Here is a 23,108-nt window from a genome sequence, read left to right on the forward strand (position 1 = left end):
TCGACATGCGGTGGCGTCATATGCAACGCACAGGATCCGAGAGCACAGTGAAGGAGATGTGAACGAAGGAGCACCCGATGACCGACACTCAGGGCACCAGCCCCACCGATGACGAGGCCCGGCTGAACGGCGACGCAACGCCGGCCAGCGAGCACGCAGCAACCGTGCCCGATGCGCCGACCGTGCCCGCCGCAGCGCTGACGGACAGCGCGGCGCCCGCGCCGAGCTCAGCGCCGACGTACGATACCCCGGCTGCGAACAGCGCGGCACCCGCACAGGGCGCGGTGCCCCCGCACACTCCGCCCGCGGCTTCGGCGCACAACGGTTACCCGCCCGCCCCGCCGCTGCCCGGGGCACAACAGCCCTACAGCTCGGTTGCGCCCGCGGCTCCGGCCTACGCTGGCGCCCCCTCGGGTGGACAGGCCTTCGGTCCCGCGGCCACCGCTGCCTACGGTGCACACGCGACGGGCACCCAGCCGACGCTGCCATTCGATCCGGGCCCTGTGGGTGCCGCGCCGCGCCCCCCGCAGAAGAAGTCCGCTGCGGGCCGTGTTGCGGGACTGATCGTCGCCGCGGCGTTGGTCGGCGGTGCCGCCGGCCTCGGAGGCGCGTACGTGGGTACGCAGCTCTGGGCTGCCCCCTCGACCACGGTCGTGCAGAGCGGGTCGACCGTCACGGTCAACAACCCGGACAAGGTCAACGCCACGACGGCGATCGCCGCGAAGGTGACTCCGAGCGTCGTCACGATCGAGGTCTCGGGAGGTGGGTCGGGTGGCAGCGGTTCCGGTGTCGTCTTGAGCGAGGACGGATACGTCGCAACGAACACCCACGTCGTGACGCTCGACGGCGCGACGGGTACCCCGGCGATCCGCGTGACGACCTCGGACGGCAAGATCTATGACGCCGAGATCGTCGGAACGGATCCCACCTACGACCTCGCCGTGATCAAGCTCGAGGATGCCTCGGGCCTGACCCCGATCGAGTTCGCCGACTCGTCCGAGCTGAACGTCGGCGACCAGACGGTCGCGATCGGCGCCCCGCTCGGCCTGTCCAACACCGTCACAACCGGAATCGTGAGCGCTCTGAATCGCAGCATCTCGATCGCCTCGTCCGCTGTGCCGGAACCGCGTGGTGGCGGGGACGAGGACGAGGATGCGCCGGAGCAGGGTCCCGGTCAGGGCCCGTTCCAGTTCGACATTCCGGGACAGCGCGAGCAGAGCCGTCCCTCGGCGGGAACCATCAGCATCGCCGTCATCCAGACCGACGCGGCGATCAACCCAGGTAATTCGGGTGGCGCTCTGGTCGACGGTGACGGCAAGCTGATCGGCATCAACGTCGCGATCGCGAGCGCGGGTTCATCGTCCGGCACGGCCGGTTCGATCGGTGTGGGCTTCTCGATCCCGTCGAACGTCGTCCAGCGCGTCACCGACGAGATCATCGCGGATGGGTCCGCGACACACGGTTTGCTCGGCGCCTCGGTGGTCGCATCGAGCTCTGTGGAAGACGCAACCATCTCGGGCGCGTACATCCAAGAGATCTCGCGAGGCGGCGCGGCGGAAGCGGCTGGCATCCGCAAGGGCGACATCGTCACCGCATTCAACGGGGTGCCGATCACCGACTCGATCGACCTGACCGCTCAGGTCCGGGCGGCCGCGGCGGGAAGCGACGCAACCGTCACGTTCGTCCGTGACGGAAAAACGCAGAGCGTGGATGTCACCCTGGGGGCGCTCGGCTAAAGCCCTCCCAGCTCCACAGGCGACGCCCCCGGCACCCTCATTCGTGAAGAGGTGCCGGGGGCGTCGCCTGTGTTCCGCCCGTCGGATGACCCCACCGGGTAGGCTCGCGTGCGGAAAGGGGATCGTGGCGTCCTTCTCATTCGGTGCGGGCAATGCGGCCAAGCTCGCTCGCATCCCGCTGTATGCGGTCGGTCGTCTCGCCACCCTCGTTATTCCCCGCTCGCGCGACGAATGGGTCTTCGGCTGTGGTGCGGGGATCGGTGATGGGGCTCTCGCCCTGTGGCAGCGGGTTGCCGCCGACGCTCACCCGGCCCTCTGGCTCACCGGGTCCGACACGGAAGCGGCGGATGCCTCGGCCCTCGGCATTCCGCACATCCCACGGACGTCGTGGCGCGGTTTCTGGCGCACGGCGCGTGCACGGGTGCTCGTCGTGACCCACGGGTTCGGCGACGTCAACCGGTACGCGGTCTCGGGTGCGTTCGTCGCGCAGCTCTGGCACGGTATACCGCTGAAGCGGATCGGGCTCGACTCTCCGGAGACGCTCCGCAGCAGCATCCTGCCGCGTTCGCGACTGCTGCGCCGCGTGCTGGGCGCAATGTACCGGTGGGCGGCTCGCCAGATCGACCTGCTGCCGGCGGCCTCGCCGCTCGTGCGCGGGCGACTCGAGTCCGCATTCGGGCTGCCTGATGCCCGCGTTCCGGTCACAGGCGAGCCGCGTGTCGACGTGCTGTCGACGGGAACGCCAGATGAGCGTCGTGAGCGGGCTCGTGCCGTGCTCGCACATGCGGGCCTGCCCCCTCTCGGCGATTCCCGGCTCGTGCTGTACGCCCCGACGTGGCGCGATGGCGAACCCGACCCCGCAATCCCGACGCCCGCGCAATGGCGCGGCCTCATCGATGTGCTCCAGGCGCGTAATGCCGTGCTGCTGGTGCGCTCGCACCCGCTGGGCGCCGGCGACTACGAGCCGCCGTTCGCGACCGACCGCGTGCTTCCGCTCGGCAGCTCACGGCTCCGGGATGCAACCCCCGCTCTTCCGGCCCTGAGCGCGCTGATCACGGACTATTCGTCCATGGCCTTCGATGCCTCGCTCGTGCCGCTCCCGGTGCTGTTTCTCGCGCCCGATGTCAATGCGTACGCCCGCCGGCGCGGCTTCTACGGGCGTTTTTCGGATGTCGCGGGCACCGATGCGGGGGTGAACTGGGATGACACCGTCGCTCAGCTGGACGCGCTGCTCGGCGATCCGGGTGTCCGTGAGGAGCGGATCGCTCGCGCCGAAGAACTCAGCGCGAGGGTCCACAGCTACCGGGACGGCGAGAACACCGCGCGGGTGTACCGTGCGATCCTGAACGGGGCTCAGCTGCGAGGCCGAGTCCCCGAGCACCGAAAGAGCACCGCATGACCTCCGCACGTTTCGACAGTGACGGCACCGAAGAACTCGTGCTGCAGGGGAGCGGGCCGCGTCCCGATACGGTCTGGCTCGACGGCCCCCGGGCGCGCGTAGACGCCGTCGTGACAGGCGGCGGGAAGACCTGGAAGGCACGCCTGCCGCTCGCAGCTTCTCGGTGGGGTGGTCCGAAATTGCCCCTGCCCAGCGGCTCATACACGATCCGTGTTCGGACGACGGCGAACGCCGCAGACGAGGCTCTCGTCACCGATTCACTGCCCCTCAGCATCCTCGACGGCCTGCGCGCGACGCTCGAGGGTGAGCACGCCACGCTCGTCATCGGGCCCCCCGTCGATCCGGCGTACGACTCCGGAGCTGGTCAGGACGCACTCGCGCGACGCTACGTCGGTCGCACCTCTCCGCTCGAGAACGCCGTCTTCTTCGAGAGTTTCTATGGCCGTTCTGCGAGCTGCAACCCCCTCGCGATCGATCGCGAACTCGCGCGCGTGGCGCCCGCGGTCACCCGATACTGGAGTGTCGTAGACCTCTCGATCGCGGTTCCCGAGGGCGCGATCGCTGTCGTCGAGGGAAGCCCCGAGTGGTGGCGGGCGCGCGGCTCGGCTCGGCTGCTCGTCGTGAACGACTGGCTTCGTCGGGCCTACGCGCGGCGGCCGGGTCAGCATGTGCTGCAGACGTGGCACGGCACACCGCTCAAGCGACTGGCTCTGCATCGCCCGGGCTTCGACCCGCGGCGGGCCGTGGCCGTCGTGCGGGAATCGCGGCGGTGGAACGTCCTTCTCGCGGCGAACCCGTACAGCGAGAACATCCTTCGCAAGGCGTACGCCTTCCTCACCCGTCCGGTGTGGGTCGAGGGCTATCCCCGCAACGATGTCCTCACGACGGGAGATGGGGCGGCGGTGCGGGCGCAGCTCGGAATCGCAGCGGACGAGCGGGTGCTGCTGTACGCGCCCACGTGGCGCGACGACCGTGACCTCATCGTCGACTTCTTCGACCCGGCCGAGCTTGCGCGCCGGACCGGGTCGGTGGTTCTGGTGCGGGGCCATTCGCGGACGCTCCCGGCGGGGCGGGATGCCGCTGGCGCGCGGGTCATCGACGTGACGCGATATCCGGATGTCTCGCGGTTGTTGCTTGCGGCGGATGCGCTGATCACGGACTACTCGTCGATGATGTTCGACTTCGCCGTGACGGGCAAGCCGATGCACTTCTTCGTCCCCGATCTCGAGCACTACCGCGGCGAGCTGCGGGGCTTCTACTTCGATCTCGAGGCGCACGCGCCGGGGCCGGTCGTCCGCACTCTCGACGATCTCGTGGACGCGATCGAGGACCCGGCGACGCAGACGACCTACGGCCCCCGGTACGACGCCTGGCGGCGGAAGTTCTCCGCTCGCGAGGACGGTCGGGCGGCGGAGCGGGTTGTGGCTCGCATCCTCGATCAGGGCTTCGTCGATCGCGGCTGAGAGCGCGATAGTCCTCGTCATCGTTCGTGTGAAGGCTCTCATCTTTTCGGCGTGGTTTTGGCGTGATTTGGGGGCTTTTCGGGGCGTGGGTGTCGGTGGTGGCCCGTAGAGTTTCGAACATGCATTCGATGGTTCGTGGGGTTGACGCCAAAGCTCGGGACTTCGCAGACCGGTGCGCTGAGGCGATGCGTGTGGCCGAGCAAGGACAGGCCGCACTGGCCCGCATTTTCGCGGAGGCAGCCGCGGAGGGGATGCACCGGGTCGCGGAACTCGCCTCGCCCTCGTCGCGTGAGGCGGAACTGCCTTTTCGTTCATTGGCGGCGGAACTGGGGGCCGCGACGAACATGTCCGACCGGACGGTGCAACGCCGCATGAACGATGCCGCGGTGCTGGAGGAGTCGTTCCCAGCCACGTTCGACGCGTGGGATGAAGGACGGGTCAGCGGCGGGCATGTCGCGGTGATCATGGAACACGGCCTACCACTCACGGATCCTGACGCGCGGGCCGTGTTCGAACGTGAAGCGCTGGTCCGGGCTGAAGGGACAACGCCGGGACGCCTCGGGGCGTCGCTCGCGCGGCTTGCGGAGTCCCTGCAGCCGCGCCCGCTCGCGGAACGGCACCAAGAGGCGCGCGCGTCGCGAGGTGCGTGTGTTCGGGACATCGGGGATGGGATGGCGGAGTTCAGCACCATCCAACCCGCCGTCCTCGCGCACGCGATGCACGACCGGATCACGCAGCAGGCCCAGGCGATCAAGAACGCCGACCCCACGGATGTGCGGACCCTGGATCAGATCCGCGCCGACCTCGTCGCTGACATGCTCCTCACCACCACACCCGACGCGCAGACCGGTGCGGGAATGTCGGACGGGTTCGGTGGACTCGGGTCGATCCAAGCGATCGTGAACGTCACCATCCCCGCCCTCGCGTTGGCGGGCGTCACGGATGAGCCCGCCGACCTGGTCGGGCGGTGCCCGATCGACCCGGCTACGGCCCGCCAGCTCGCAGGGCACGCGGCCGGGTGGGATCGGGTCCTCGCCGACCCGATCACGGGATGTGCTCTCGCGGTGGACCGATATACCCCGTCGGCGGATATGAAACGGTTCCTCCGGGCTCGGGATCAACACTGCCGATTCCCCGGATGCCGACAACCCGCCCACCGGTGCGATCGAGACCACACCCTCGACTACGCCCTCGGCGGCGCCACGGATGTGTGCAACCTCGCCTGCCTCTGCAAACGACACCACACCCTCAAAGGCGAAACGGCGTGGACCGTCCGACAACTCGGCGGCGGAATCCTCGAATGGACCTCACCCGGCGGCCATGTCTACATCGACAAACCACCGCCCGCGCTGGTCATCTTCACGCCCTCTTCAGACCCACCGCCGTTCTGAGACACCGCGGTCACTCAGACTGCGGTCGCTGAGCCGTCGGCCACTGAGCTTGTCGAAGTGACCCGCTGTGACCCACGCCCTACGGCAGTGGGGTGTTGCGGTCGCCGAGACGCGACGTGTCGACCGTCTCGTGTGCGCCACGAATCAACCCGACGATGAAGCCCGTGCCCCACGCCAGGTGCATCGTGGGCAGCACCGCGAGAGTCCAGAGTTTGTCGCGCCATCCGGTTCCGCCACCGCGTCCCGCGGCGACCGCGACGATCAGCACAGCGTAGGCGGCGACCGGCAGATAGACGACGGATGCAACGAGCGCCGGCCATCCGCTGATCACGCCCGTCACCTGCAGAACAGCGAGGACGATGCTGAGGGCGACGTCCACGACGAGCGCGGGAGGTGCGAAGAATCTCAGTGAGTTGCGCCGACCGTAGCGACGGACCAACTCCCCGCGCCAGGTTCCCGTGGCGCGGAACTGGCGAGCCAGTCGCACCCAGCTCTCGCGGGGCCAGTACGTCACGGAGAGCGTCGGATCGAACCAGACGCGGTAACCGGCTGCCCGGATGCGCAGGTTGAGCTCCCAATCCTCACCGCGTCGGATGCTCTCATCGAACAGCCCGACCTCGTCGAGCACCGAGCGTCGAAGCACCCCGAGATAGGCCGATTCGGCCTCACCCTCGCGGGTACCACCGTGGTAGGCGCCACCGCCGAGGCCGATGGGGGAGTTGTAGGCGCGCGCGACCGCCCGCTGGAACGGGGTGCGCCCGGAGGCGTGCATGACGCCGCCGACGTTCGCGGCGCGCGTACGTTCGAGGGTCTGCAGGGCGAGACGCGTGTAGTCGGGCGCGAGCTCGGAGTGCGCATCGACGCGCACGATCGTCGGCAGCGTGCTCGCACGAATCGCGGCGTTCAACCCGATCGGGATATCGGCGGCGGGGTTGTCGACGAGGGTGATGCGCGGCTCTCGATCCGCGAGCTCATGGGCGAACTCGGTCGTGCCGTCGGTCGAGGGCCCCAGGGCGAGCACCAGCTCGGTCGGGCCGGCCACGTCCTGATCCAGAACGGTCTGCACGGCCCGCTCGAGGTAGCGACGTTCGTTGAGCACCGGCATCACGAACGACACTCCGGAACCGGGCGCAACGATCGGTGCGTCCCGATCCGTCGTCGCGTCCGTCCCGCGTTCCTCCTGATGCACCCGTCGATCATGTCACGAGGCTCGCCGTGGACCCGAGTGGGCGCTGGGTAGGCTGATCGGATGAGTCTTGTGTCGGATGGCCGCAAACTCGCCACGTTGGCGCGGCGAGCCCTCACGAACCGCACTGCTCACCGAGGCGTGCTGCAAGAACTCGAGAACCGCCCACCGCACCCCCCGCGGCACTTCCGAATCGCCGTCTACTTCGCCGACGGCGACGTGAACATGTACCAGATCAGGCAGTGGTACCGGCCGCTCGCCGAGCTAGCCAGTACCTGGCCGGTCGTGGTGCTCTCGCGCTCGGCCACGGGAGCGCGGGCGATACTGGCCGACGGCGTGCTTCCGGTGGCGTACGTGCCCTCGGTACGGAGCCTCGAGGAGTTCGTCGCGACGCAGGACATCCGCATCGTCCTGTACGTCAACCAAAACACCCGCAACTTTCAGATGTTCCGCTACGGGCATCGCTGGCACGTCTTCATCAATCATGGTGAGTCCGACAAGATGTACATGACGACCAACCAGTTCAAGGCGTACGACTTCGCCTTCATCGCTGGGACCGCGGCGCGTGAGCGGCTGTCGCGGGTGCTGTGGGACTACGACTTCGATCGTCGGGCCATCCCGATCGGGCGCCCGCAGGCGGACTACTACTCGGGTGAGCTGCCGTACACGCCGGATGAGCGCACCGTTGTACTGTATGCCCCCACCTGGGAGGGCGACCGGCCCTCGGCGCACTACGGGTCCATCCGCACCCACGGCGAGCGGCTCGTTACCGAGTTGCTCGTGACGGGTCGGCATCGCGTCATCTACCGGCCGCATCCCCGCAGCGGCGTGATCGACCCCGAGTACGGTGCAGCGAACGCACGCATCATCGCCGCGATTTCCGCGGCCAACGCGCGGGATGCATCGGCGCACCACGTCTACGACGATAGGCCGGAGCTCGGCTGGCAGCTGTCTGCGGCAGACATCGCGGTGGTCGACATCTCGGCGATGGTCTACGACCGGCTGGCCGCGGGCCGCCCACTGCTGGTCACGAAGCCGGGCGACCCCGAGGCATCCGTCGACACAGGCGGATACCTCGCCGCGTGCGAGTGGCTCGATGCCGAAGCTCCGACGGGCTTCGTCGCAGAACTCGAGCGCGTCACGGATGATGCCGAGGTCGCTGCGCGCCTCGGTTACTGGGTGGAGCACTACTTCGGCGACGTTCGCCCGGGCGCTCCGACCGCGACATTCCGGGCCGCGATCGAGCGCCTCATGAACGACTGGGACACCTGGCACGCGCGCTCCGTCGCCGCGGGCGACCCCGAAGAAATCGACGAGGCCGAGTTCGACGCCTGATCCGCGCCATCGGCGCCGACTCATGGCGCGTACCGCCAGACGTACTCGCTCCCATCGTCCGGCCGGAACCAGGCCACGGTGATGACGCAATCTTCGGGATCGACCGCGCACAGGCAGAGCTCCGCGCTCTCGCCCGGCATCATTCCTCCCCACAGGTGCGTCTCGACGCGTTTGGTTCCGCCGTGATCGGCTCCGACGTGGACGAAGACCCGCACGACATCGAGCGGTGTCGCGCCGACGTTCGAGACAAGACTGTGGCTGTCGTGCAGGCGCTCGACGTGCCAGGGGACGGGGTACGCGCGATCTCGTGAACGGTCGCCACGAGGGACCAGGGGTGTGAGCATGCGAGGCACGCTAGGGTCGAGCGCGGACAGCGCGGGGCCGAATCGGGCCGCTCTGACGACCGTCGGTGGAAAGCCTGCCGCACGGGTCGCGGGGGAGGACGGATGCGGGGGCTTACGCCTGCTCGTCGGTTGCCGTATCGGCGTCCGACTTCTTCTCGTCGAGGGCCTTGTTCTTCGGTCGGGGAATGATCCGGCCGACAGTGCCCGCTACTTTGCGCCCCGCGGACCCGGCACCGTGAGCCGCACTGCCGACAGCTCCACCCACGACGCCTGCGATCGTGCCACCGAGCCGCGATGCTCCCGCCATCGTGGAGTGCTCCACGCGCCGGGCTCCGGGACGGGGCTCGAGGTCGGCGGGCAGTTCGAGCGGCGGGGCGCCGAACGCCCGACGCGAGCCGACCAGAACGCGACGGCCCAGGATGTTGTTGCCCGCGCCGCCGACGGCAGCGCCGATACCGAAGGGCAGTGCCTTGCCGACCCACGACGCACCGGCCTTGGCTGCGAACTGGTGTACGAAGACCGTCTTCAGGCGATCGACGAGGGGACCGACGGCGGCGCGTGGGAGGGTCTTCGTGACCATCTCACCCCAGTAGGCGGGGCGAGCCGTGCCCTCGCCCGCGGCTTGACCCGCGAGTTGGGCGACGAGGTCGACCCCCTCCTTGCCGAGCATGAGCGTCAGGACCAGCGCACGGGCGCGGTCAGGGTCCTCGATGGCGATGCCGTGGACCTCGGCGACGGACTGCGCGAAGAGCGTCGTCGATTCGAGGAATCCGATCGTCTCGACTCCCGACAGTGCAAGTGTGACACCGGTCCCGATGCCGGGCACGACAGCGGTCGCACCGACGGCAGCGCCGCCTGTTGTGACGGCCGCGAGATAGCGTCGCTCGAGCATACGAACGATATCCGCGGTCACGGCATCCGGGTGCCGGAGTCGGATGCTGCGGATGTGGGCCACGACGAGCGGACGCTGGATCGCGAGCGCACGGTCGAGAGCACGAACGATGCGCGGATGCTCCTCCGAACCCACGGGCGGAAGGCCCCCCTGCCAGGGGGCCTCGTCGGACAGGGAGTGGATCCTGTGTACCTTGTCGGCCATCCTCGCGAGCCTATCCGCGAGGGCTGAGGACGGGCTGGAAGAGTCCGGCTCAGACGAACAGGTTGGCTCGCTCGAGGTCCTCGGCGAAGTCCACCTCGACGGCGTACAGGTCCGAGATGTCGAGGGGCTCGACGAGCAGCGCGTTCTCGATGATCGCCAGCTCGAGGCCACGCTCGAAGTAGTCCTGGTCGTCGACCCGGCCGAGCTGGTGCGTGAACGCCTTCTTGTCTGCGGCGGAGATGTAGTTGATGCCCACGGCCTCGCCGATGCCGCCACGAACCGTCTTCGACAGTTCGTTGATGTAGCCCTCGGCGGTGACGGTGTACTTGACTTCTTCGTCGCTGACCTTGGCGGTGTTGACCGAGACGAAGGACTGCCCGCGTTCGATGAAGTCGATCGCGCGGCCGAGAACGCGGGGGTCGAAGACGACGTCGCCGTTCATCCACAGGACGCCATCGCGACCGGTCTTCTCGAGGGCGCGCAGCAGCGACTTGGACGTGTTCGTCTGGTCGTACCGATCGTTGTAGACGTAGTCGACGTCCGGGAAGGCCTCGACGATGGTCTCGGCGCGGTAACCGACAACCGTCGTGATGCGGGCGTCATCGCCAAACGCGCTGTAGACGTTGTCGTGCTGCTGACGCATGATCGACCGGCCATCGCTCAGCTCTGTGAGCGGTTTGGGCAGGGCGCGACCGAGTCGCGAGCCCATACCGGCTGCGAGGATAACTATTTGTAGGCTCATGATGCTCCAGAAGTTCGTGTGCGTTCACCATCAATTCAGATACGCGACACGCCTTTGTGCTCCTGTCATGCTACAGATCGACCCTGGGAAGCAGCAGGGGCGGATCGCCGTCGTTGTCCTTTCGTGACACGAATGACCGTTGGCTGTGAATGCCCGGCACGTCCCCCGGGTCTGGGTCCAGATGGTTGATACGTTGGGTCGGTGACCGCTCCCACGCCTGACCCGCGGGATCCTTCCGACAAGGCAGCGACTTCCCCCGCCGAGCCTCAGCGAGCCCCCAAGGTCCCGCCGCGTCCGCGTGCACCCCGTGCGCCGCGGCCCCCTGCGCCGCCCGCCGACTCGACGCCGGCAGGCGACAAACAGACAGACGCTGAATCGCAGAAGGTTGTTCCGGCGAGGGATGATTCGACCCCGGCCGTACCGTCGAAGCCTGCGCGGCCTGCGGCCAAGACCTCCGGTTCGCGGGCTGCGCGAAAGCCCGCCGCTCCACGGCCGAGCGGCTCTACTGCCCGCAAACCCGCTGCCCCTCGCAAACCTACGGCGCCTCGCGCCGCGAAGAGTGCACCGAGTGCTCCGTCCCGGACACCTCCCGTGTCGGTTCCCGGGCCCCCGCCGCCGCTGCCCGTGTCGGCTCAGGCGGATTCGGCAGTCACGGACGCCGAGGCGCGCCCCGTCGAGGCGCCACCTGTTGAGAAGGCAGACATTCCGCCGATCCCGCCGCTCTTTCTGCCGGAGCCGGCAACGACCCCCGATTCCGAGCGGACGGACACGGCGGGCGAACGGGGCGAGTCTGATCTCGTCGTCTCGGATGTCGCTGAGCACGATGTAGCTGAGCCCGAGATTGAGGAGCCTGTCGTGGACGAGCCCCAGGTCGACGAGCCTGTCGCCGACACGGATGAGGATGTCGTCGACGAATCGATCGACGATGTGATCGTTGACGAGCCCGTTCCCGCTGCGGTGATCGATCCCGACATCTTCGGTAGCTCCGCCGACAACGCGCCCGAGTCAGCCACGCCGGCGCTGGCCCTCCGCGGCGTCGTCAAGGAGTTCGGCAACACGCGTGCTGTCGATGCCATCGATCTGACGATCCCCGCGGGGTCGTTCTTCGGACTCGTCGGCCCGAACGGTGCCGGCAAGACGACCACACTTTCGATGATCGCCGGGCTCCTGCGTCCGGACAGCGGAACGATCGAGGTCTGCGGAATCGACTCGGCGACAGACGCTTCGCGGGCGAAGAAGCTCATTGGTGTGCTGCCGGATCGTCTGCGGACATTCGACCGCCTGACCGGCCGCCAACTGCTCTATTACTACGGTGTGCTGCGGGGGCTTTCGGCGTCGGTCGTGCAGTCGCGCATCGCCGATCTCGCGCGCGCGTTCGACCTGGTCGACGCACTCGGCCGCGTCGTGTCCGACTACTCCGCGGGCATGACGAAGAAGGTCATGCTGGCCGGCGCGATGATCCACTCGCCTCGCGTTCTCGTGCTCGACGAGCCGTTCGAGTCGCTGGATCCGGCGTCGTCACAGGTCATCCTCGACATCCTCGAAACGTATGTCGAGCACGGCGGCACAGTGGTGCTCTCGAGTCACGGTATGGCGCTCGTCGAACGCGTCTGCACCCGGGTCGCGGTCCTCGTCGAAGGCGAGGTTCTGGCAACGGGAACCGTCGATGAGGTGCGGGGCGAGATGACGCTCGAGCAGCGCTTCGTCGAACTCTCGGGCGGCGTCGACGATGCGGAAGGTCTCGAGTGGTTGCACACGTTCTCCGACTGAGGGCGACGCTTCTCGTCGGTGCGCTTCGCGGCGATTCGTCACATGTGGTTCGCGCTGTCCTCGGGCTCGCCGCGCTGATCGCGTTTGCAATCATCGGATGCCTCGGCATCCTGTCGCTCACCGACGCGTCGTCCGATCGCACCGGCACGGTCCTCGTCTGGACCGGCTCAGCCCTGGTGCTGGCCTTCGCCCTCGCCCCCGCATTGACGGGGACCCCCGATCCTCTCGATCCTCGCCGTTTCTCGGTGTTCGGTCTGGCCCCGCGGGTACTCGTCGCGACGTTGAGCCTCGCGTCGCTCATCAGCATCCCTCTCGCGCTCGTCGTCGTGCTCGCGGTCAGTGGTGTGGTCGTCCGCGTGGATGACGGTACGAGCCCCGTGCTCGCGACCGTCGGTGCGATCCTTGCGGTCCTCACGTGCGCGCTCGCGGGTCGGGTCGGCTTCGCTTTGGCCACGATCGCCGTCCGGGAAGGGCGCGGCGGATCGCTCGTCGGGCTGTTCGCGCTGGGAGCTCTCGCCGGTGGTGTGCCGATCGGCGTGTACCTCGCGACAGCCGCTGATACCCCTGCTGTTCCCGTCGAATCGGTGGCGGAGATCCTGGCGCTCACTCCCTTCGGCGCCGCCTGGGCGATCGGCAACCCGAACGCGAACGCCCCCGTGGCAATCGTCATCGCCGTCTCGACCCTCGTCGTCCTGTGGGCTTCGTGGTCCTGGCTGGCTCATCGCCTCATGTCGGGGGCGATCCGTTCGACGCCCAGCCACGACCACGCGGGCCTGGGTTGGTTCGGCATCATGCCCGCAACCCCCGGCGGGGCGATCGCGGCACGCAGCATGATTTATTGGCTGCACGATCGCCGATATTTGATGAACGTCGTGATCGTGCCGGTTGCCGCCGCCATCTCGATCGTGCCCCTTCTGGTGGCGGGGGTGTCGATCGAGACAGCCATCCTCGTTCCCGTGACCCTGACCGCCCTCTTCCTCGGGTGGCTTCCGCACGATGACGTCGCGTACGACTCGACCGCGGTGTGGATGCACGTCGCATCCGACGTCCACGGCGTATCGGATCGTGTCGGACGGCTCGCGCCCATCCTGCTTTTTGCGACTCCCGTTCTGGCGATCGGATTGCTGTTCTCTGTCGCGGTCCACGGCAGTTGGGACGTGCTTCCCGCGATGATCGGACTCTGTGCCTCGTTGTATCTGTCGGGTCTCGGCCTGTCGAGCATCGCATCGGTCGTCGCCCCGTACGCCGTCACACGGCCGGGCGACAACCCCTTCCGGCAGCCGCAGCGCACGGGCTCGTCGGGCGTCATAGCCCAGGGCATCGTGTTGTTCGGCTCCATCGTCGTGAGCGCTCCGGCCTTGCTGTGGACGTGGCGAACCGTCGCGGGTGACGCCGAAGCGAGCATGTCAGCGCTGGGTCTGGGACTCGGGATCGGACTCGCTGTGTTCATCATCGGGGTGGCCATCGGTGGGGCCGTCTTCCGCCGTCGCGGTGGTCGGCTGCTCGAACTTGCCGAGACCGCCTGAGTCGGGCCCCACCGCCTCTCGCGCCGATAGACTGACCAGCCATGAGCACGCCTCTCGATACCCCAGACCAAGGCGGCCTTGCCACCCTCGAACGCGAACTCGAGGAGCTGATTCGCGAAGAGAACGTCGAACCCGGCGATCACGAACGCTTCTCGCATTACGTCAAGAAAGAGAAGATCCTCGAGTCGGCTCTGACGGGCAAGCCGGTGCGGGCGCTGTGTGGCAAGAAGTGGACTCCGGGTCGCGATCCCGAGAAGTTCCCCGTCTGCCCTTCGTGCAAAGAGATCTACGAGTCGCTGCAGACCTGATCTTCGTCCAAGAACTCGGCGCTAACGCCCGACCATGACGGTCGGGATCGCCGGACCGGACTTGCTGAGTGCGAGCGCGTGCAGAGGCAGCTCGGCCCGCGCAACGGCGTGATGTGCTCGGGCGGCGCGGGTGCCCTGTGGCCCCTCTGCCGCGGTGCCGATCTCGCCGTCGACGACGAGTCGGACCTGGAGCGCTCGGGCATGGGAGGTGACGGATGCCGAGGCATCCGGTCCCGCGCCGTCGACCGGATCGGAGGTCACGAGTTCGCTCGTCGCGACACCGTTCTCGAAGTTTCGATAGGCGGACTTGCGGCCACCAACCGAGGCCTTGGACGCGGATGCCTTGGCCACCGAGATCCAGTTGCCCGCGGCATCCTGGCGCGCCACCAGCTTGTAGACCATGCCGGCGGTCGGGACGCCCGACCCCGTGACGACCGAGGTGCCGACCCCATAAGCGTCGACCGGCGAGGCGGCGAGGGCCGCGATGGCGTATTCGTCGAGGTCGCTCGTGACGATTATGCGCGTCTCGGTCGCGCCGAGGTCATCCAGCTGGGCCCGGACTGCGGTGGCGACGATCGGGAGGTCACCGGAGTCAATCCGGACCCCGCCGAGGTTCGTACCGGCGACGCGGATGGCGGTCTCGACTCCGCGGCGGATGTCGTAGGTGTCGACGAGGAGCGTCGTGCTCGGGCCGAGGGCGTCGACCTGGGCGCGGAAGGCCTGTTCTTCCGTGTCGTGCAGGAGTGTCCAGGCGTGTGCGGCCGTGCCCATGGTGGGGACTTCCCACCGGCGACCGGCCTCGAGGTTGCTCGTCGCTGCGAATCCCGCAATGTAGGCGGCGCGCGCGGCGGCGACAGCCGACTCTTCTCCCGCTCGGCGCGAACCCATCTCCGAGAGGGGGCGGGCGCCCGCTGCCGTCGACATGCGGGCGGCGGCCGTCGCGATGGCCGAGTCGTGGTTGAGCACGCTGAGGGCGAGTGTCTCGAGCACGACCGCGTCCGCGAAGGTGCCCTCGACGGTCAGCACGGGGGAGCCAGGAAAGTACAGCTCGCCCTCCCGATAGCCGGAGATCGAGCCGCGGAAGCGGTAGCTCTCGAGGTAGGCGAGGGTTTCGGCATCCACGATCTTCTCGTCGCGGAGGAAGGCGAGCTCTTCGTCGCCGAAGCGGAAGTCGCGCAGCAGACCGAGCAGGCGCCCCGTGCCCGCGACGACGCCGTAGCGTCTGCCGCCGGGCAGGCGACGTGCGAACATCTCGAAGACGCACGGGATGTCGGCGGTTCCGTCGCGGAGCGCGGCGCCCAACATCGTGAGCTCGTAACGATCGGTGTGCAGGGCGCTGCTGCGGCTGCCGGCCGGGTCGGTCATGCGGGTCACTCTACCGACGCGGGGCCTGCGCATCCGCGCCGGTAGGCTGGGGAACCATGAATGACGCGCCGATCGGAATCTTCGACTCCGGTGTCGGCGGACTCACGGTAGCCCGGGCGATCGGCGACCAGCTGCCCCGCGAATCCCTCGTCTACATTGGCGACACCTTGCACTCGCCGTACGGCCCCAAGCCGATCGCGGATGTGCGGCGGTACTCGCTCGAGGTGCTCGACTCGCTCGTCGACCAGGGCGTGAAGATGCTCGTGATCGCCTGCAACACGGCATCGGCCGCGGTGCTCGGCGATGCCCGCGAGCGCTACGACGTACCCGTGGTCGAGGTCATCCGTCCCGCCGTCCGCACGGCGATCGCGACGACCCGCAACGGCCGCATCGGCGTGATCGGCACCGAGGGCACGATCGGCTCGGGCGCGTACCAGGACATGCTCGAACTCAACGATGCACTCACGGTTTTCGCCCAGGCGTGCCCCGCGTTCGTCGACTTCGTGGAGCGGGGCGTGACGGGATCGCCCGAGCTGCTCGAGATCGCCGAGGGGTACCTCGCGCCGCTCCGGCACGCGGGCATCGACACTCTGGTGCTCGGCTGCACGCACTATCCGTTTCTCAAGGGCGCGATCAGCTACGTGATGGGACCGGATGTCTCGCTCGTGGCGAGCGACGACGAGACCGCGAACGACGTGTATCGCCAGCTCGTGACCCGCGACCTGCTGACCTCGTCGGATCATCCGGGGTCCCACGTCTATGAAGCGACGGGGGGATCACCGGATGCCTTCATCGACCTCGCGAACCGGCTGATGGGGCGCGAGGTGCGCTCCGTCCAGCTCGTGCACACCGGAGCCATCGAGCTGCCGCCCACTGACTGACGCTACGAAACTCCACGAACGAAACGAGACCGACATGACCGAGATCATTCGCGCCGACGGGCGCACCCCCGACCAGCTTCGTCCGATCACGATCGAACGTGGCTGGAGCGCGCACGCCGAGGGATCCGCGCTCATCTCGTTCGGCGGCACCAAGGTGCTGTGCACCGCATCCTTCACGAACGGGGTGCCGCGCTGGCTGGTGGGCAAGGGCAAGGGCTGGGTCACGGCCGAGTACGCGATGCTGCCGCGCGCGACGAACAGCCGCAACGACCGCGAGAGCGTCAAGGGCAAGATCGGCGGTCGCACGCACGAGATCTCGCGCCTGATCGGCCGGGCGCTGCGTTCGGTCGTTGACACCAAGGCGCTCGGTGAGAACACGATCGTCATCGACTGCGATGTGCTGCAGGCCGATGGCGGCACCCGCACCGCCGCGATCACGGGCGCCTATGTGGCCCTCGCCGACGCGATCGAGTGGGGCAAGCGCAAGAACTTCATCGCGCAGCGCTCACAGCCGCTCCACGATTCCGTAGCTGCTGTCTCGGTCGGAATCATCGACGGCGAGCCGATGCTCGACCTGGCGTACGTCGAGGACGTTCGTGCCGACACCGACATGAATGTCGTCGTGACGGGCCGGGGACTCTTCGTCGAGGTGCAGGGCACCGCCGAGGGCGCCCCGTTCGACAAGCGCGAGCTCGACGCGCTGCTCGAGCTCGGTGTCAACGGGTGCGCGTCGCTCCGTGAGCACCAGCTGGCGGCGCTGGCGGTCGAGCGCTGATGTGCGTTTCGACTCCTCGCTTCGTTCTTCGCGGGGCGACCGGGGTCGGTCGTTGAGCGAGCGCAGCGAGACGAAACGCCGCGTCGTGCTCGCCACGCACAACCCGCACAAGGTCGAAGAGTTCGGCGCGATCGTCCGTGAGACGCGTCCCGACCTCGAGGTGATCGGCTACGACGGCCCCGAACCGGTCGAGGACGGTGTCACCTTCGCGCAGAACGCTTTGATCAAGGCCCGCGCGGCGGCTCTGCACACCGGACTGCCTGCCCTCGCCGACGACTCGGGCATCTGCGTCGACGTGCTCGGCGGCTCGCCGGGAGTGTTCTCGGCCTACTGGGCCGGGCACGCGAAGGATGCTTCGGCCAACCTGACGCTGCTGCTCGACCAGCTCTCGGATGTCGCGGATCCGCACCGCGCCGCCCAGTTCGTGTCGACGATCGCGCTCGTCGTTCCTGCGGCCGACGGGGGAGAAGCCGCCGAGCATGTCGTCGAGGGGCGCTGGCCCGGTCGCCTCGCTCTGGCCCCCTCGGGAGAGAACGGCTTCGGCTACGACCCGATCTTCGTCCCGGACGGCCAACCGGACGGTGCCGAGCGCTCTGCCGCCGAGTTCTCGTCGGCCGAGAAGAACGCTTCGTCGCACCGCGCTCGCGCTTTCGTCGCGCTCGTGCCGTTGCTGTCGACGCTCTCGCTCTAATCTGCACGATCCGCGCGAGACGCGGATGAGAATCGAAGTCATGCTCAGTTTTGGCCGAATCACGTTCTCAACACATGTCTTGAACCCCGTCTTCTTGCGGTTTCAGACTTGCCCGTGTCCACCGTTTTGGACACGACATGGACACATGCTTATGCACAGGACGCGGCCTAGCTCTGAATATTTGACGCGTCTGGCCATTCACGCCTCTCACGGTCCCTATCGCCCGACAATGCCGGTGTGTCCGCAACGTTCGTTCCGTCACGCCCCACACGTAACCAGCGCGGTTTGACTCCCCTAGGCGCGCTCGGACGCCTCGTCATAGCCCGTAGGGTGACGGTAGAACCGGCCTCGGACACCTTTGTGGGGCGGCCGAAGATAGTGGCGGGGCGCGTGTCGGTGGCGTGCGGTTTAGTAGACGTGCGCGATAGTCTCGCCTGAACAATCGCCGGAGGACCCGTGCCCCGATCCATCCCCGCCTTCCCGAATCCCGACATGCTTGTCTGGGCTCGGGAAACTTCGCGCTTGGAGCCAGGTGTCGCCGCAGCGAAACTCTCGGTAGATGAGGCCCAGCTGCTCGCATGGGAGCGCGGAGATCCAGGCCTAACCGTGGCCAAGCTCCAGACTGTCGCCGACCTGTACCGGCGTCCCCTTGCCGCCTTCTTCCTCAGCGAGCGACCTCCAGTCGAGGAGCGGGTTCGCGATTACAGGCGTCCCTGGCTGACGGCGCGGCGTCGTGAGAGCCCGATTCTCGCCGCTGAGATCCGACGCGCCGAGGCACAGCGCGACAACATGCTGGAGATCATGGATCTGCGGGACGATGAGCCGGACAGCGAGTGGAAGGAGCCTGCCCGGTTTAAGGATGTGGCGGCGCGGGCTCGGATAATGCTCGACGTTCACTCCCTTATCAAGCTTCCGGGTCAGTCAGGAAAGCCGACCGACTGGTTCTTTTACTGGAGTAGCGCCCTGGAAGAGGTGGGGGTTCTCGTCGTGACCGCGAACGCTGTCCCCAAAGAGGAAGCTGATGGGTTCTCTGTCGCGCTTGACCCGGTGCCTATCGTCGGCGTGAACGGGTCCACGCATTTCAACAGGCGCATCTTTACGCTGCTGCACGAATACGCGCATTTATTGCTCAACACCTCCGCCCTGTGTGATCTGCATGAGGAATCAACCGGAGCAGACGACGTAGATCGCATCGAAGTCGAGTGCAACCGTCTCGCCGCCGAGATGCTTGTGCCCACTGCTGCCTTCTCCCAACGCCCCATCGTGCTCAACGCGCGTGAGAACGCCGAGGACTGGGAGTTATGGCAGTTGCGCGAGGAGGCACGTGCCTGGGGCGTCAGCCCCGAAGTCATCCTGCGGAAGCTCTTCACGCACGGCAAGGCTAGCCAGGAGTTCTACGAGAACTGGCGCGAAGGTTACAACGACATCGACCGGTGGTCCAACGGACCAGAACCTAGGAAGGCCAACGGTGGCGACGGCCTGCGCACCAAGGTGCGCAATCTCGGGAAGGGCTACGTACGAAACGTGGTCAGCGCGATGTCAGAGGGCTTATTGAGCACGTACGAGACCTCCAACATGCTCAACGCCAAGGTGGATCAGATACCCAAGCTGTTGGACCGCGCGCGCATCCCAGAGGTGGACTGATGTACTCCGTGGACACGAGCGTCCTGATCACCGCATGGCGGGACCATTATTGGCCGGACGTTTTTCCAGGTTTCTGGGAGAAGTTCAACGAGGCGGTCGACGCGGGAGTTCTTCAGGCGATTGACCCTGTCAAAGGCGAGTTGACGAAGCGGGATGACGACGTGGCGAAGTGGGCGAAGGCGCGGCCACATTTTTTCGTTCCGCTGGACCCAGATATCCAGGCAGCTACTGCGGACGTGCTGAAGACTCATCCGGGCTTGATCACTGCGGGTGGGAAGCGGTCGACCGTCGACCCGTTCGTGATCGGGTTAGGCATCGCACGCGGATTCCCTGTCGTCACGTACGAGAAGTTGTCCCCGAGCATCGCGAAACCCCACATACCCAACGTCTGCAATGACAAGGGGCACGCTGTCTTCAACATGGAACAGCTCGCTCGCGCTCTCGGTTGGCAGTTCAACTCCTAGCGGGCGCTGATCGCAACGATCATGTACGTGTGGGCGCGACGTGCTCGCCGTTGATTGCCTCGGGCAGGGCGGTGGTCACGGTTGAGAAGGGCGAAAAGGTCGGCGATCTCCAACCCGGACCCGGACAACATCCGGAGCACGTCAACGTGCAGGAGGTGGAGTCGGTTTGAGAGTGTCCTATCGCCACACTTGATCAGCCACGACCGCCCCTGCGCGGTACGCGTGCGGCCTCTGCGAGCCCGTCTGGTATAGACCCAGAACGTATTCCATCGACTCGACGTGGTGCAGACCGTTCGGCCTTGCCATGTCTGTGTCCAATCCCTGAACCTGTGATATATCGCAGGCAGATGGGGAGACGCTGGCGGCGCTGCCAACTCCCGACGAGTGACTCTGAGAATCGAAGTCATTCTCGGCTAGGCGAAACGACCCGGCATCGGGCATTCTCGGGCCTAGCCTGGACACATGCACGATCACGCGTCGGCCGGGGGATGAGTATTCGCTCCTCTGAGGGCCACAGATATTGAGGTTGAGGGCCACGTTCTGATCGACGTGATCGCGTCGGTGGGGACCACTCGATATTCGGGTTGAGGGCCACCGTTCCTAGGCTCCTTCTGCCGCGTGGCCAATCACGCGGCAGAAGGAGTGATTCGGATGGTACGCAAGATCAGAGCGAAGCTGGTGCTGAGGCTTCGGGGGGAGGGGTTCTCGGGGCGGCAGATCGCCGCGCAGGGCATGTCCCGCACGAGCGTGGCCGCAGTCATCGACGCCGCCGACCGTGAAGGCGTCCGCTGGGACGACGTCGCCGAGCTTGACGAGGCGACGGTCTATGCGCGGTTGTTCCCCGGACGTGGTGAGCATGACAGCGTTCACGCGCAACCTGAGTGGGAGGGGGTGCATCGCGAGCTCGCGAGGGTCGGGGTGACGTTGAAGCTGTTGCACGGCGAGTATCTCGACGCCTGCCGGGCGACGGGATCGCCGGCGATGGGCTATGACCGGTTCTGCAAGACCTACCAGCAGCACCTCCTGATCGCCGGCGCAGCGTCGCGCGTCGGTCACAAGGCGGGCCAGAGCGTCGAGGTCGACTGGTCAGGTCCGACGATGCAGCTGACCGATCCGGTCACCGGGCAGCAGACGCGGGTGTTCTTGTTCGTCGCGACGTTGCCGTTTTCGAGGTTCGCGTTCGTCGAGCCGGCGCTGGATATGAAGCAGGACACCTGGTTGCGCGCGCATGTCTCGATGTTCGCTTGGTTCGGCGGGAGTGTTCCTCGGATCGTGCCGGACAACCTGAAGACCGGGGTGATCAAGCATCCTGCGGAGGGTGAGGTGGTCCTGAACGACGCGTATCGGGAGCTCGCGGCTCACTATTCGGCAGCGGTGCTGCCGGGGAGGGTGAAGAAGCCTAAAGACAAGGCGAGTGTCGAGAACACCGTCGGGAACATCGCGACCTGGGTGATCGCGAGCTTGCGGGACCGGACCTTCGCGACGCTGCCGGAGCTGCGCGCCGCGATCTATGAACGCGTCGACGCTTACAACACCGAACCGTTCCAGAAACGCGCCGGATCACGAGCGAGCGTGTTCGAGGCGGAGGAGAAGCAGCTGCTGCGGCCGCTGCCGCAGGTTCCGTTCGAGATTTCCCGCTGGGTTTATAGGCGTCGGGTTCAGAAGAACGGGCACGTGGTGTTCGAGCGGAACTTCTACTCCGTCCCGTTCGCCCACATCGGCCGGGCCGTTGACCTGCGGGTCACGGACACCACCCTCGAGGTGTTCGCCGGGGATCAGCGGCTGACCAGCCACCTCCTCGCGCCGACCGGGGTGGTGAACGAGTATCGGACGCATGACGGGGATCTACCGGACGGGCCGCGTTATCGGCAGTGGGACTCTCCGCGGGTCAGGGAATGGGCGGCCCGGATCGGGGAGAACACCACCACAGTCGTGAATCGGATCTTCGAGTCGGTCCCGGTCGACGAACAAGGCCTGGGCGCCGCGTTGGCCGTATTGCGGCTGACCCGCCGCTACTCCGCTGCTCGTGTTGAAGCGGCGGCGGAGGTCGCGTTGACCCGCGTTCGGTCGCCGCGTTACGCGCACCTGAGACCGATCCTCGAGACCAGGCAGGACGACCCCGACGCCCGCGACGCATGGTCGACACCAGGCCGAACGGCCGAGCCAGCCGGGTATGTCCGCGGCGCGGACTACTACGCGGGAGGCACCCGATGACCCGCATCGACAGCGAGAGCAAGAGGAAGCTGCGGGAGATGGGCGTCACGGCGCTGGTCGACGCGTTCGAGGTCCAGGACGACACCCTGACGCTGGGGATGGTGTTCGAAGAACGCATCAAGCTCGCCGTCGACGACGCACACGCCACGTTCACCCACGGCAAGGTCGAGGGACTGATCCGCCGGGCCGGGCTGCGTTACCCGAACGCGGACCTCCGCCGCCTCGACCTCATTGAACAGCGCGGCCTCGACAGAGGGATCATCGCGCAGCTGGGCACCTGCGCGTTCATCAGCAGGCAGCAGAACGTCGTGTTCCAAGGGTTCACCGGCTCCGGGAAGTCCTACCTCGGCTCGGCGCTGGCGAAGCAAGCCTGCCAGCACAGGTATCGGGCGCACTACGTCCGCATGCCCGACCTCGAGGAGACCTGGGCCGCGGCCCGTGACCGGCCCGGCGGGAAGGAGAAATGGCTCCGCAAATACGCCGCGTTCACGCTGCTGGTCATCGATGAATGGCTCCTCGACCCACCCAGCGACGACGTCCGCAGCATGCTCCTCGAGCTCCTCGAACGGCGCTACGACTCCACGTCGACGGTGTTCTGCACCCAATACGCGAAAAAGGACTGGCACCAACGCCTCGGCTCCGACGTCCACGCCGACGCGATCATGGACCGCATCGTCCACAACACCATCTGGATCGAAACCGGCAGCACCAACATGCGCGAACACACCAACATGAGCAGCTGACCCGACGCCGGTGAGCGCCAGCACGACGGCTGGCG

General features: G+C 67.1%; 20 protein-coding genes. 15 read left to right on the forward strand and 5 right to left on the reverse strand.

Going from position 1 to position 23,108, the window contains the following annotated elements:
• Positions 1-77: 77 nt before the first annotated feature.
• The 4 genes from ACT9TC_RS15245 (at position 78) to ACT9TC_RS15260 (ending at position 5,989) form a co-directional block, all read left to right on the forward strand.
• A complete protein-coding gene (locus tag ACT9TC_RS15245; protein WP_458041294.1) occupies positions 78-1,736 on the forward strand; it encodes a trypsin-like peptidase domain-containing protein in 1,659 nt (552 codons plus the stop codon).
• Positions 1,737-1,860: 124 nt separating this feature from the next.
• On the forward strand, positions 1,861-3,135 hold the full coding sequence (locus ACT9TC_RS15250; protein WP_458041295.1) for a CDP-glycerol glycerophosphotransferase family protein: 1,275 nt from the start codon (positions 1,861-1,863) through the stop codon (positions 3,133-3,135).
• On the forward strand, positions 3,132-4,598 hold the full coding sequence (locus ACT9TC_RS15255; RefSeq protein ID WP_458041296.1) for a CDP-glycerol glycerophosphotransferase family protein: 1,467 nt from the start codon (positions 3,132-3,134) through the stop codon (positions 4,596-4,598). The genes ACT9TC_RS15250 and ACT9TC_RS15255 overlap by 4 nt, the downstream gene beginning before the upstream one ends.
• A 119-nt stretch (positions 4,599-4,717) precedes the next feature.
• Positions 4,718-5,989: a DUF222 domain-containing protein gene (locus ACT9TC_RS15260; RefSeq protein WP_458041297.1), complete on the forward strand. Its 1,272-nt coding sequence runs from the start codon at positions 4,718-4,720 to the stop codon at positions 5,987-5,989.
• A 79-nt stretch (positions 5,990-6,068) separates the two neighbouring features.
• On the opposite strand, the gene ACT9TC_RS15265 is transcribed toward ACT9TC_RS15260, so the two are convergent.
• Positions 6,069-7,094: a glycosyltransferase gene (locus ACT9TC_RS15265; RefSeq protein ID WP_458042954.1), complete on the reverse strand. Its 1,026-nt coding sequence runs from the start codon at positions 7,092-7,094 to the stop codon at positions 6,069-6,071.
• A gap of 144 nt (positions 7,095-7,238) precedes the next feature.
• Here ACT9TC_RS15265 and ACT9TC_RS15270 point away from each other — a divergent pair, with 144 nt between their 5' ends.
• Positions 7,239-8,510: a CDP-glycerol glycerophosphotransferase family protein gene (locus tag ACT9TC_RS15270; protein WP_458041298.1), complete on the forward strand. Its 1,272-nt coding sequence runs from the start codon at positions 7,239-7,241 to the stop codon at positions 8,508-8,510.
• 20 nt (positions 8,511-8,530) lie between these two features.
• On the opposite strand, the gene ACT9TC_RS15275 is transcribed toward ACT9TC_RS15270, so the two are convergent.
• The 3 genes from ACT9TC_RS15275 to ACT9TC_RS15285 all read right to left on the reverse strand — a co-directional run bounded on the left by ACT9TC_RS15275 (position 8,531) and on the right by ACT9TC_RS15285 (position 10,692).
• The gene (locus ACT9TC_RS15275; protein WP_458041299.1) at positions 8,531-8,854 is read right to left on the reverse strand and encodes a hypothetical protein; all 324 of its coding nucleotides are present in this window, start codon (positions 8,852-8,854) and stop codon (positions 8,531-8,533) included.
• 112 nt (positions 8,855-8,966) lie between these two features.
• On the reverse strand, positions 8,967-9,950 hold the full coding sequence (locus ACT9TC_RS15280) for a hypothetical protein (protein ID WP_458041300.1): 984 nt from the start codon (positions 9,948-9,950) through the stop codon (positions 8,967-8,969).
• A gap of 49 nt (positions 9,951-9,999) precedes the next feature.
• Positions 10,000-10,692 (reverse strand): phosphocholine cytidylyltransferase family protein, encoded by a 693-nt coding sequence (locus tag ACT9TC_RS15285; RefSeq protein WP_458041301.1) that lies wholly within the window; start codon positions 10,690-10,692, stop codon positions 10,000-10,002.
• Between the two features lie 591 nt (positions 10,693-11,283).
• Here ACT9TC_RS15285 and ACT9TC_RS15290 point away from each other — a divergent pair.
• The 3 genes from ACT9TC_RS15290 to ACT9TC_RS15300 are packed head-to-tail and all read left to right on the forward strand — an operon-like array spanning position 11,284 to position 14,296.
• Complete coding sequence (locus ACT9TC_RS15290) at positions 11,284-12,462, forward strand: ATP-binding cassette domain-containing protein (protein WP_458041302.1); 1,179 nt, start codon at positions 11,284-11,286, stop codon at positions 12,460-12,462.
• A gap of 44 nt (positions 12,463-12,506) precedes the next feature.
• Positions 12,507-13,988 carry a hypothetical protein gene (locus ACT9TC_RS15295; protein WP_458041303.1) on the forward strand — a complete coding sequence of 494 codons (1,482 nt, stop codon included), beginning with the start codon at positions 12,507-12,509 and terminating at the stop codon, positions 13,986-13,988.
• 41 nt (positions 13,989-14,029) lie between these two features.
• Entirely contained in the window at positions 14,030-14,296 is a 267-nt protein-coding gene (locus ACT9TC_RS15300) for a DUF3039 domain-containing protein (RefSeq protein ID WP_036297062.1), read from the forward strand.
• Between the two features lie 21 nt (positions 14,297-14,317).
• Here the strand turns inward: ACT9TC_RS15300 and ACT9TC_RS15305 are convergent, their stop codons facing one another.
• Positions 14,318-15,661 (reverse strand): nicotinate phosphoribosyltransferase, encoded by a 1,344-nt coding sequence (locus ACT9TC_RS15305; RefSeq protein ID WP_458041304.1) that lies wholly within the window; start codon positions 15,659-15,661, stop codon positions 14,318-14,320.
• A 56-nt stretch (positions 15,662-15,717) separates the two neighbouring features.
• Here ACT9TC_RS15305 and murI point away from each other — a divergent pair, with 56 nt between their 5' ends.
• From murI to ACT9TC_RS15340, 7 genes are all read left to right on the forward strand, one after another.
• On the forward strand, positions 15,718-16,542 hold the full coding sequence (gene murI / locus ACT9TC_RS15310) for a glutamate racemase (protein WP_458041305.1): 825 nt from the start codon (positions 15,718-15,720) through the stop codon (positions 16,540-16,542).
• 34 nt (positions 16,543-16,576) lie between these two features.
• On the forward strand, positions 16,577-17,317 hold the full coding sequence (gene rph / locus ACT9TC_RS15315; RefSeq protein ID WP_458041306.1) for a ribonuclease PH: 741 nt from the start codon (positions 16,577-16,579) through the stop codon (positions 17,315-17,317).
• Positions 17,318-17,369: 52 nt separating this feature from the next.
• On the forward strand, positions 17,370-18,008 hold the full coding sequence (rdgB, locus tag ACT9TC_RS15320; protein WP_458041307.1) for an RdgB/HAM1 family non-canonical purine NTP pyrophosphatase: 639 nt from the start codon (positions 17,370-17,372) through the stop codon (positions 18,006-18,008).
• A gap of 606 nt (positions 18,009-18,614) precedes the next feature.
• A complete protein-coding gene (locus tag ACT9TC_RS15325; protein ID WP_458041308.1) occupies positions 18,615-19,652 on the forward strand; it encodes an ImmA/IrrE family metallo-endopeptidase in 1,038 nt (345 codons plus the stop codon).
• A gap of 8 nt (positions 19,653-19,660) precedes the next feature.
• Positions 19,661-20,116 carry a DUF4411 family protein gene (locus ACT9TC_RS15330; RefSeq protein ID WP_458041309.1) on the forward strand — a complete coding sequence of 152 codons (456 nt, stop codon included), beginning with the start codon at positions 19,661-19,663 and terminating at the stop codon, positions 20,114-20,116.
• Positions 20,117-20,767: 651 nt separating this feature from the next.
• Positions 20,768-22,330 (forward strand): IS21 family transposase, encoded by a 1,563-nt coding sequence (gene istA / locus ACT9TC_RS15335; RefSeq protein WP_458041310.1) that lies wholly within the window; start codon positions 20,768-20,770, stop codon positions 22,328-22,330.
• On the forward strand, positions 22,327-23,073 hold the full coding sequence (locus ACT9TC_RS15340; protein WP_458041311.1) for an ATP-binding protein: 747 nt from the start codon (positions 22,327-22,329) through the stop codon (positions 23,071-23,073). Before istA ends, ACT9TC_RS15340 begins: the two co-directional genes overlap by 4 nt.
• Positions 23,074-23,108: the final 35 nt, after the last annotated feature.

The sequence above is a fragment of the Microbacterium sp. HM-570 genome, from assembly GCF_054165885.1.

Excerpts from the sequence above, each read along its gene's own strand:
- istA (WP_458041310.1), top strand. The coding sequence starts at position 20,768 with ATGGTACGCAAGATCAGAGCGAAGCTGGTGCTGAGGCTTCGGGGGGAG.
- ACT9TC_RS15270 (WP_458041298.1), top strand. The coding sequence starts at position 7,239 with ATGAGTCTTGTGTCGGATGGCCGCAAACTCGCCACGTTGGCGCGGCGA.
- ACT9TC_RS15285 (WP_458041301.1), bottom strand. The coding sequence starts at position 10,692 with ATGAGCCTACAAATAGTTATCCTCGCAGCCGGTATGGGCTCGCGACTC.
- murI (WP_458041305.1), top strand. The coding sequence starts at position 15,718 with ATGAATGACGCGCCGATCGGAATCTTCGACTCCGGTGTCGGCGGACTC.
- ACT9TC_RS15275 (WP_458041299.1), bottom strand. The coding sequence starts at position 8,854 with ATGCTCACACCCCTGGTCCCTCGTGGCGACCGTTCACGAGATCGCGCG.
- ACT9TC_RS15340 (WP_458041311.1), top strand. The coding sequence starts at position 22,327 with ATGACCCGCATCGACAGCGAGAGCAAGAGGAAGCTGCGGGAGATGGGC.
- ACT9TC_RS15280 (WP_458041300.1), bottom strand. The coding sequence starts at position 9,950 with ATGGCCGACAAGGTACACAGGATCCACTCCCTGTCCGACGAGGCCCCC.
- ACT9TC_RS15265 (WP_458042954.1), bottom strand. The coding sequence starts at position 7,094 with ATGCCGGTGCTCAACGAACGTCGCTACCTCGAGCGGGCCGTGCAGACC.
- ACT9TC_RS15260 (WP_458041297.1), top strand. The coding sequence starts at position 4,718 with ATGCATTCGATGGTTCGTGGGGTTGACGCCAAAGCTCGGGACTTCGCA.
- rph (WP_458041306.1), top strand. The coding sequence starts at position 16,577 with ATGACCGAGATCATTCGCGCCGACGGGCGCACCCCCGACCAGCTTCGT.
- ACT9TC_RS15245 (WP_458041294.1), top strand. The coding sequence starts at position 78 with ATGACCGACACTCAGGGCACCAGCCCCACCGATGACGAGGCCCGGCTG.
- ACT9TC_RS15255 (WP_458041296.1), top strand. The coding sequence starts at position 3,132 with ATGACCTCCGCACGTTTCGACAGTGACGGCACCGAAGAACTCGTGCTG.
- ACT9TC_RS15305 (WP_458041304.1), bottom strand. The coding sequence starts at position 15,661 with ATGACCGACCCGGCCGGCAGCCGCAGCAGCGCCCTGCACACCGATCGT.
- ACT9TC_RS15300 (WP_036297062.1), top strand. The coding sequence starts at position 14,030 with ATGAGCACGCCTCTCGATACCCCAGACCAAGGCGGCCTTGCCACCCTC.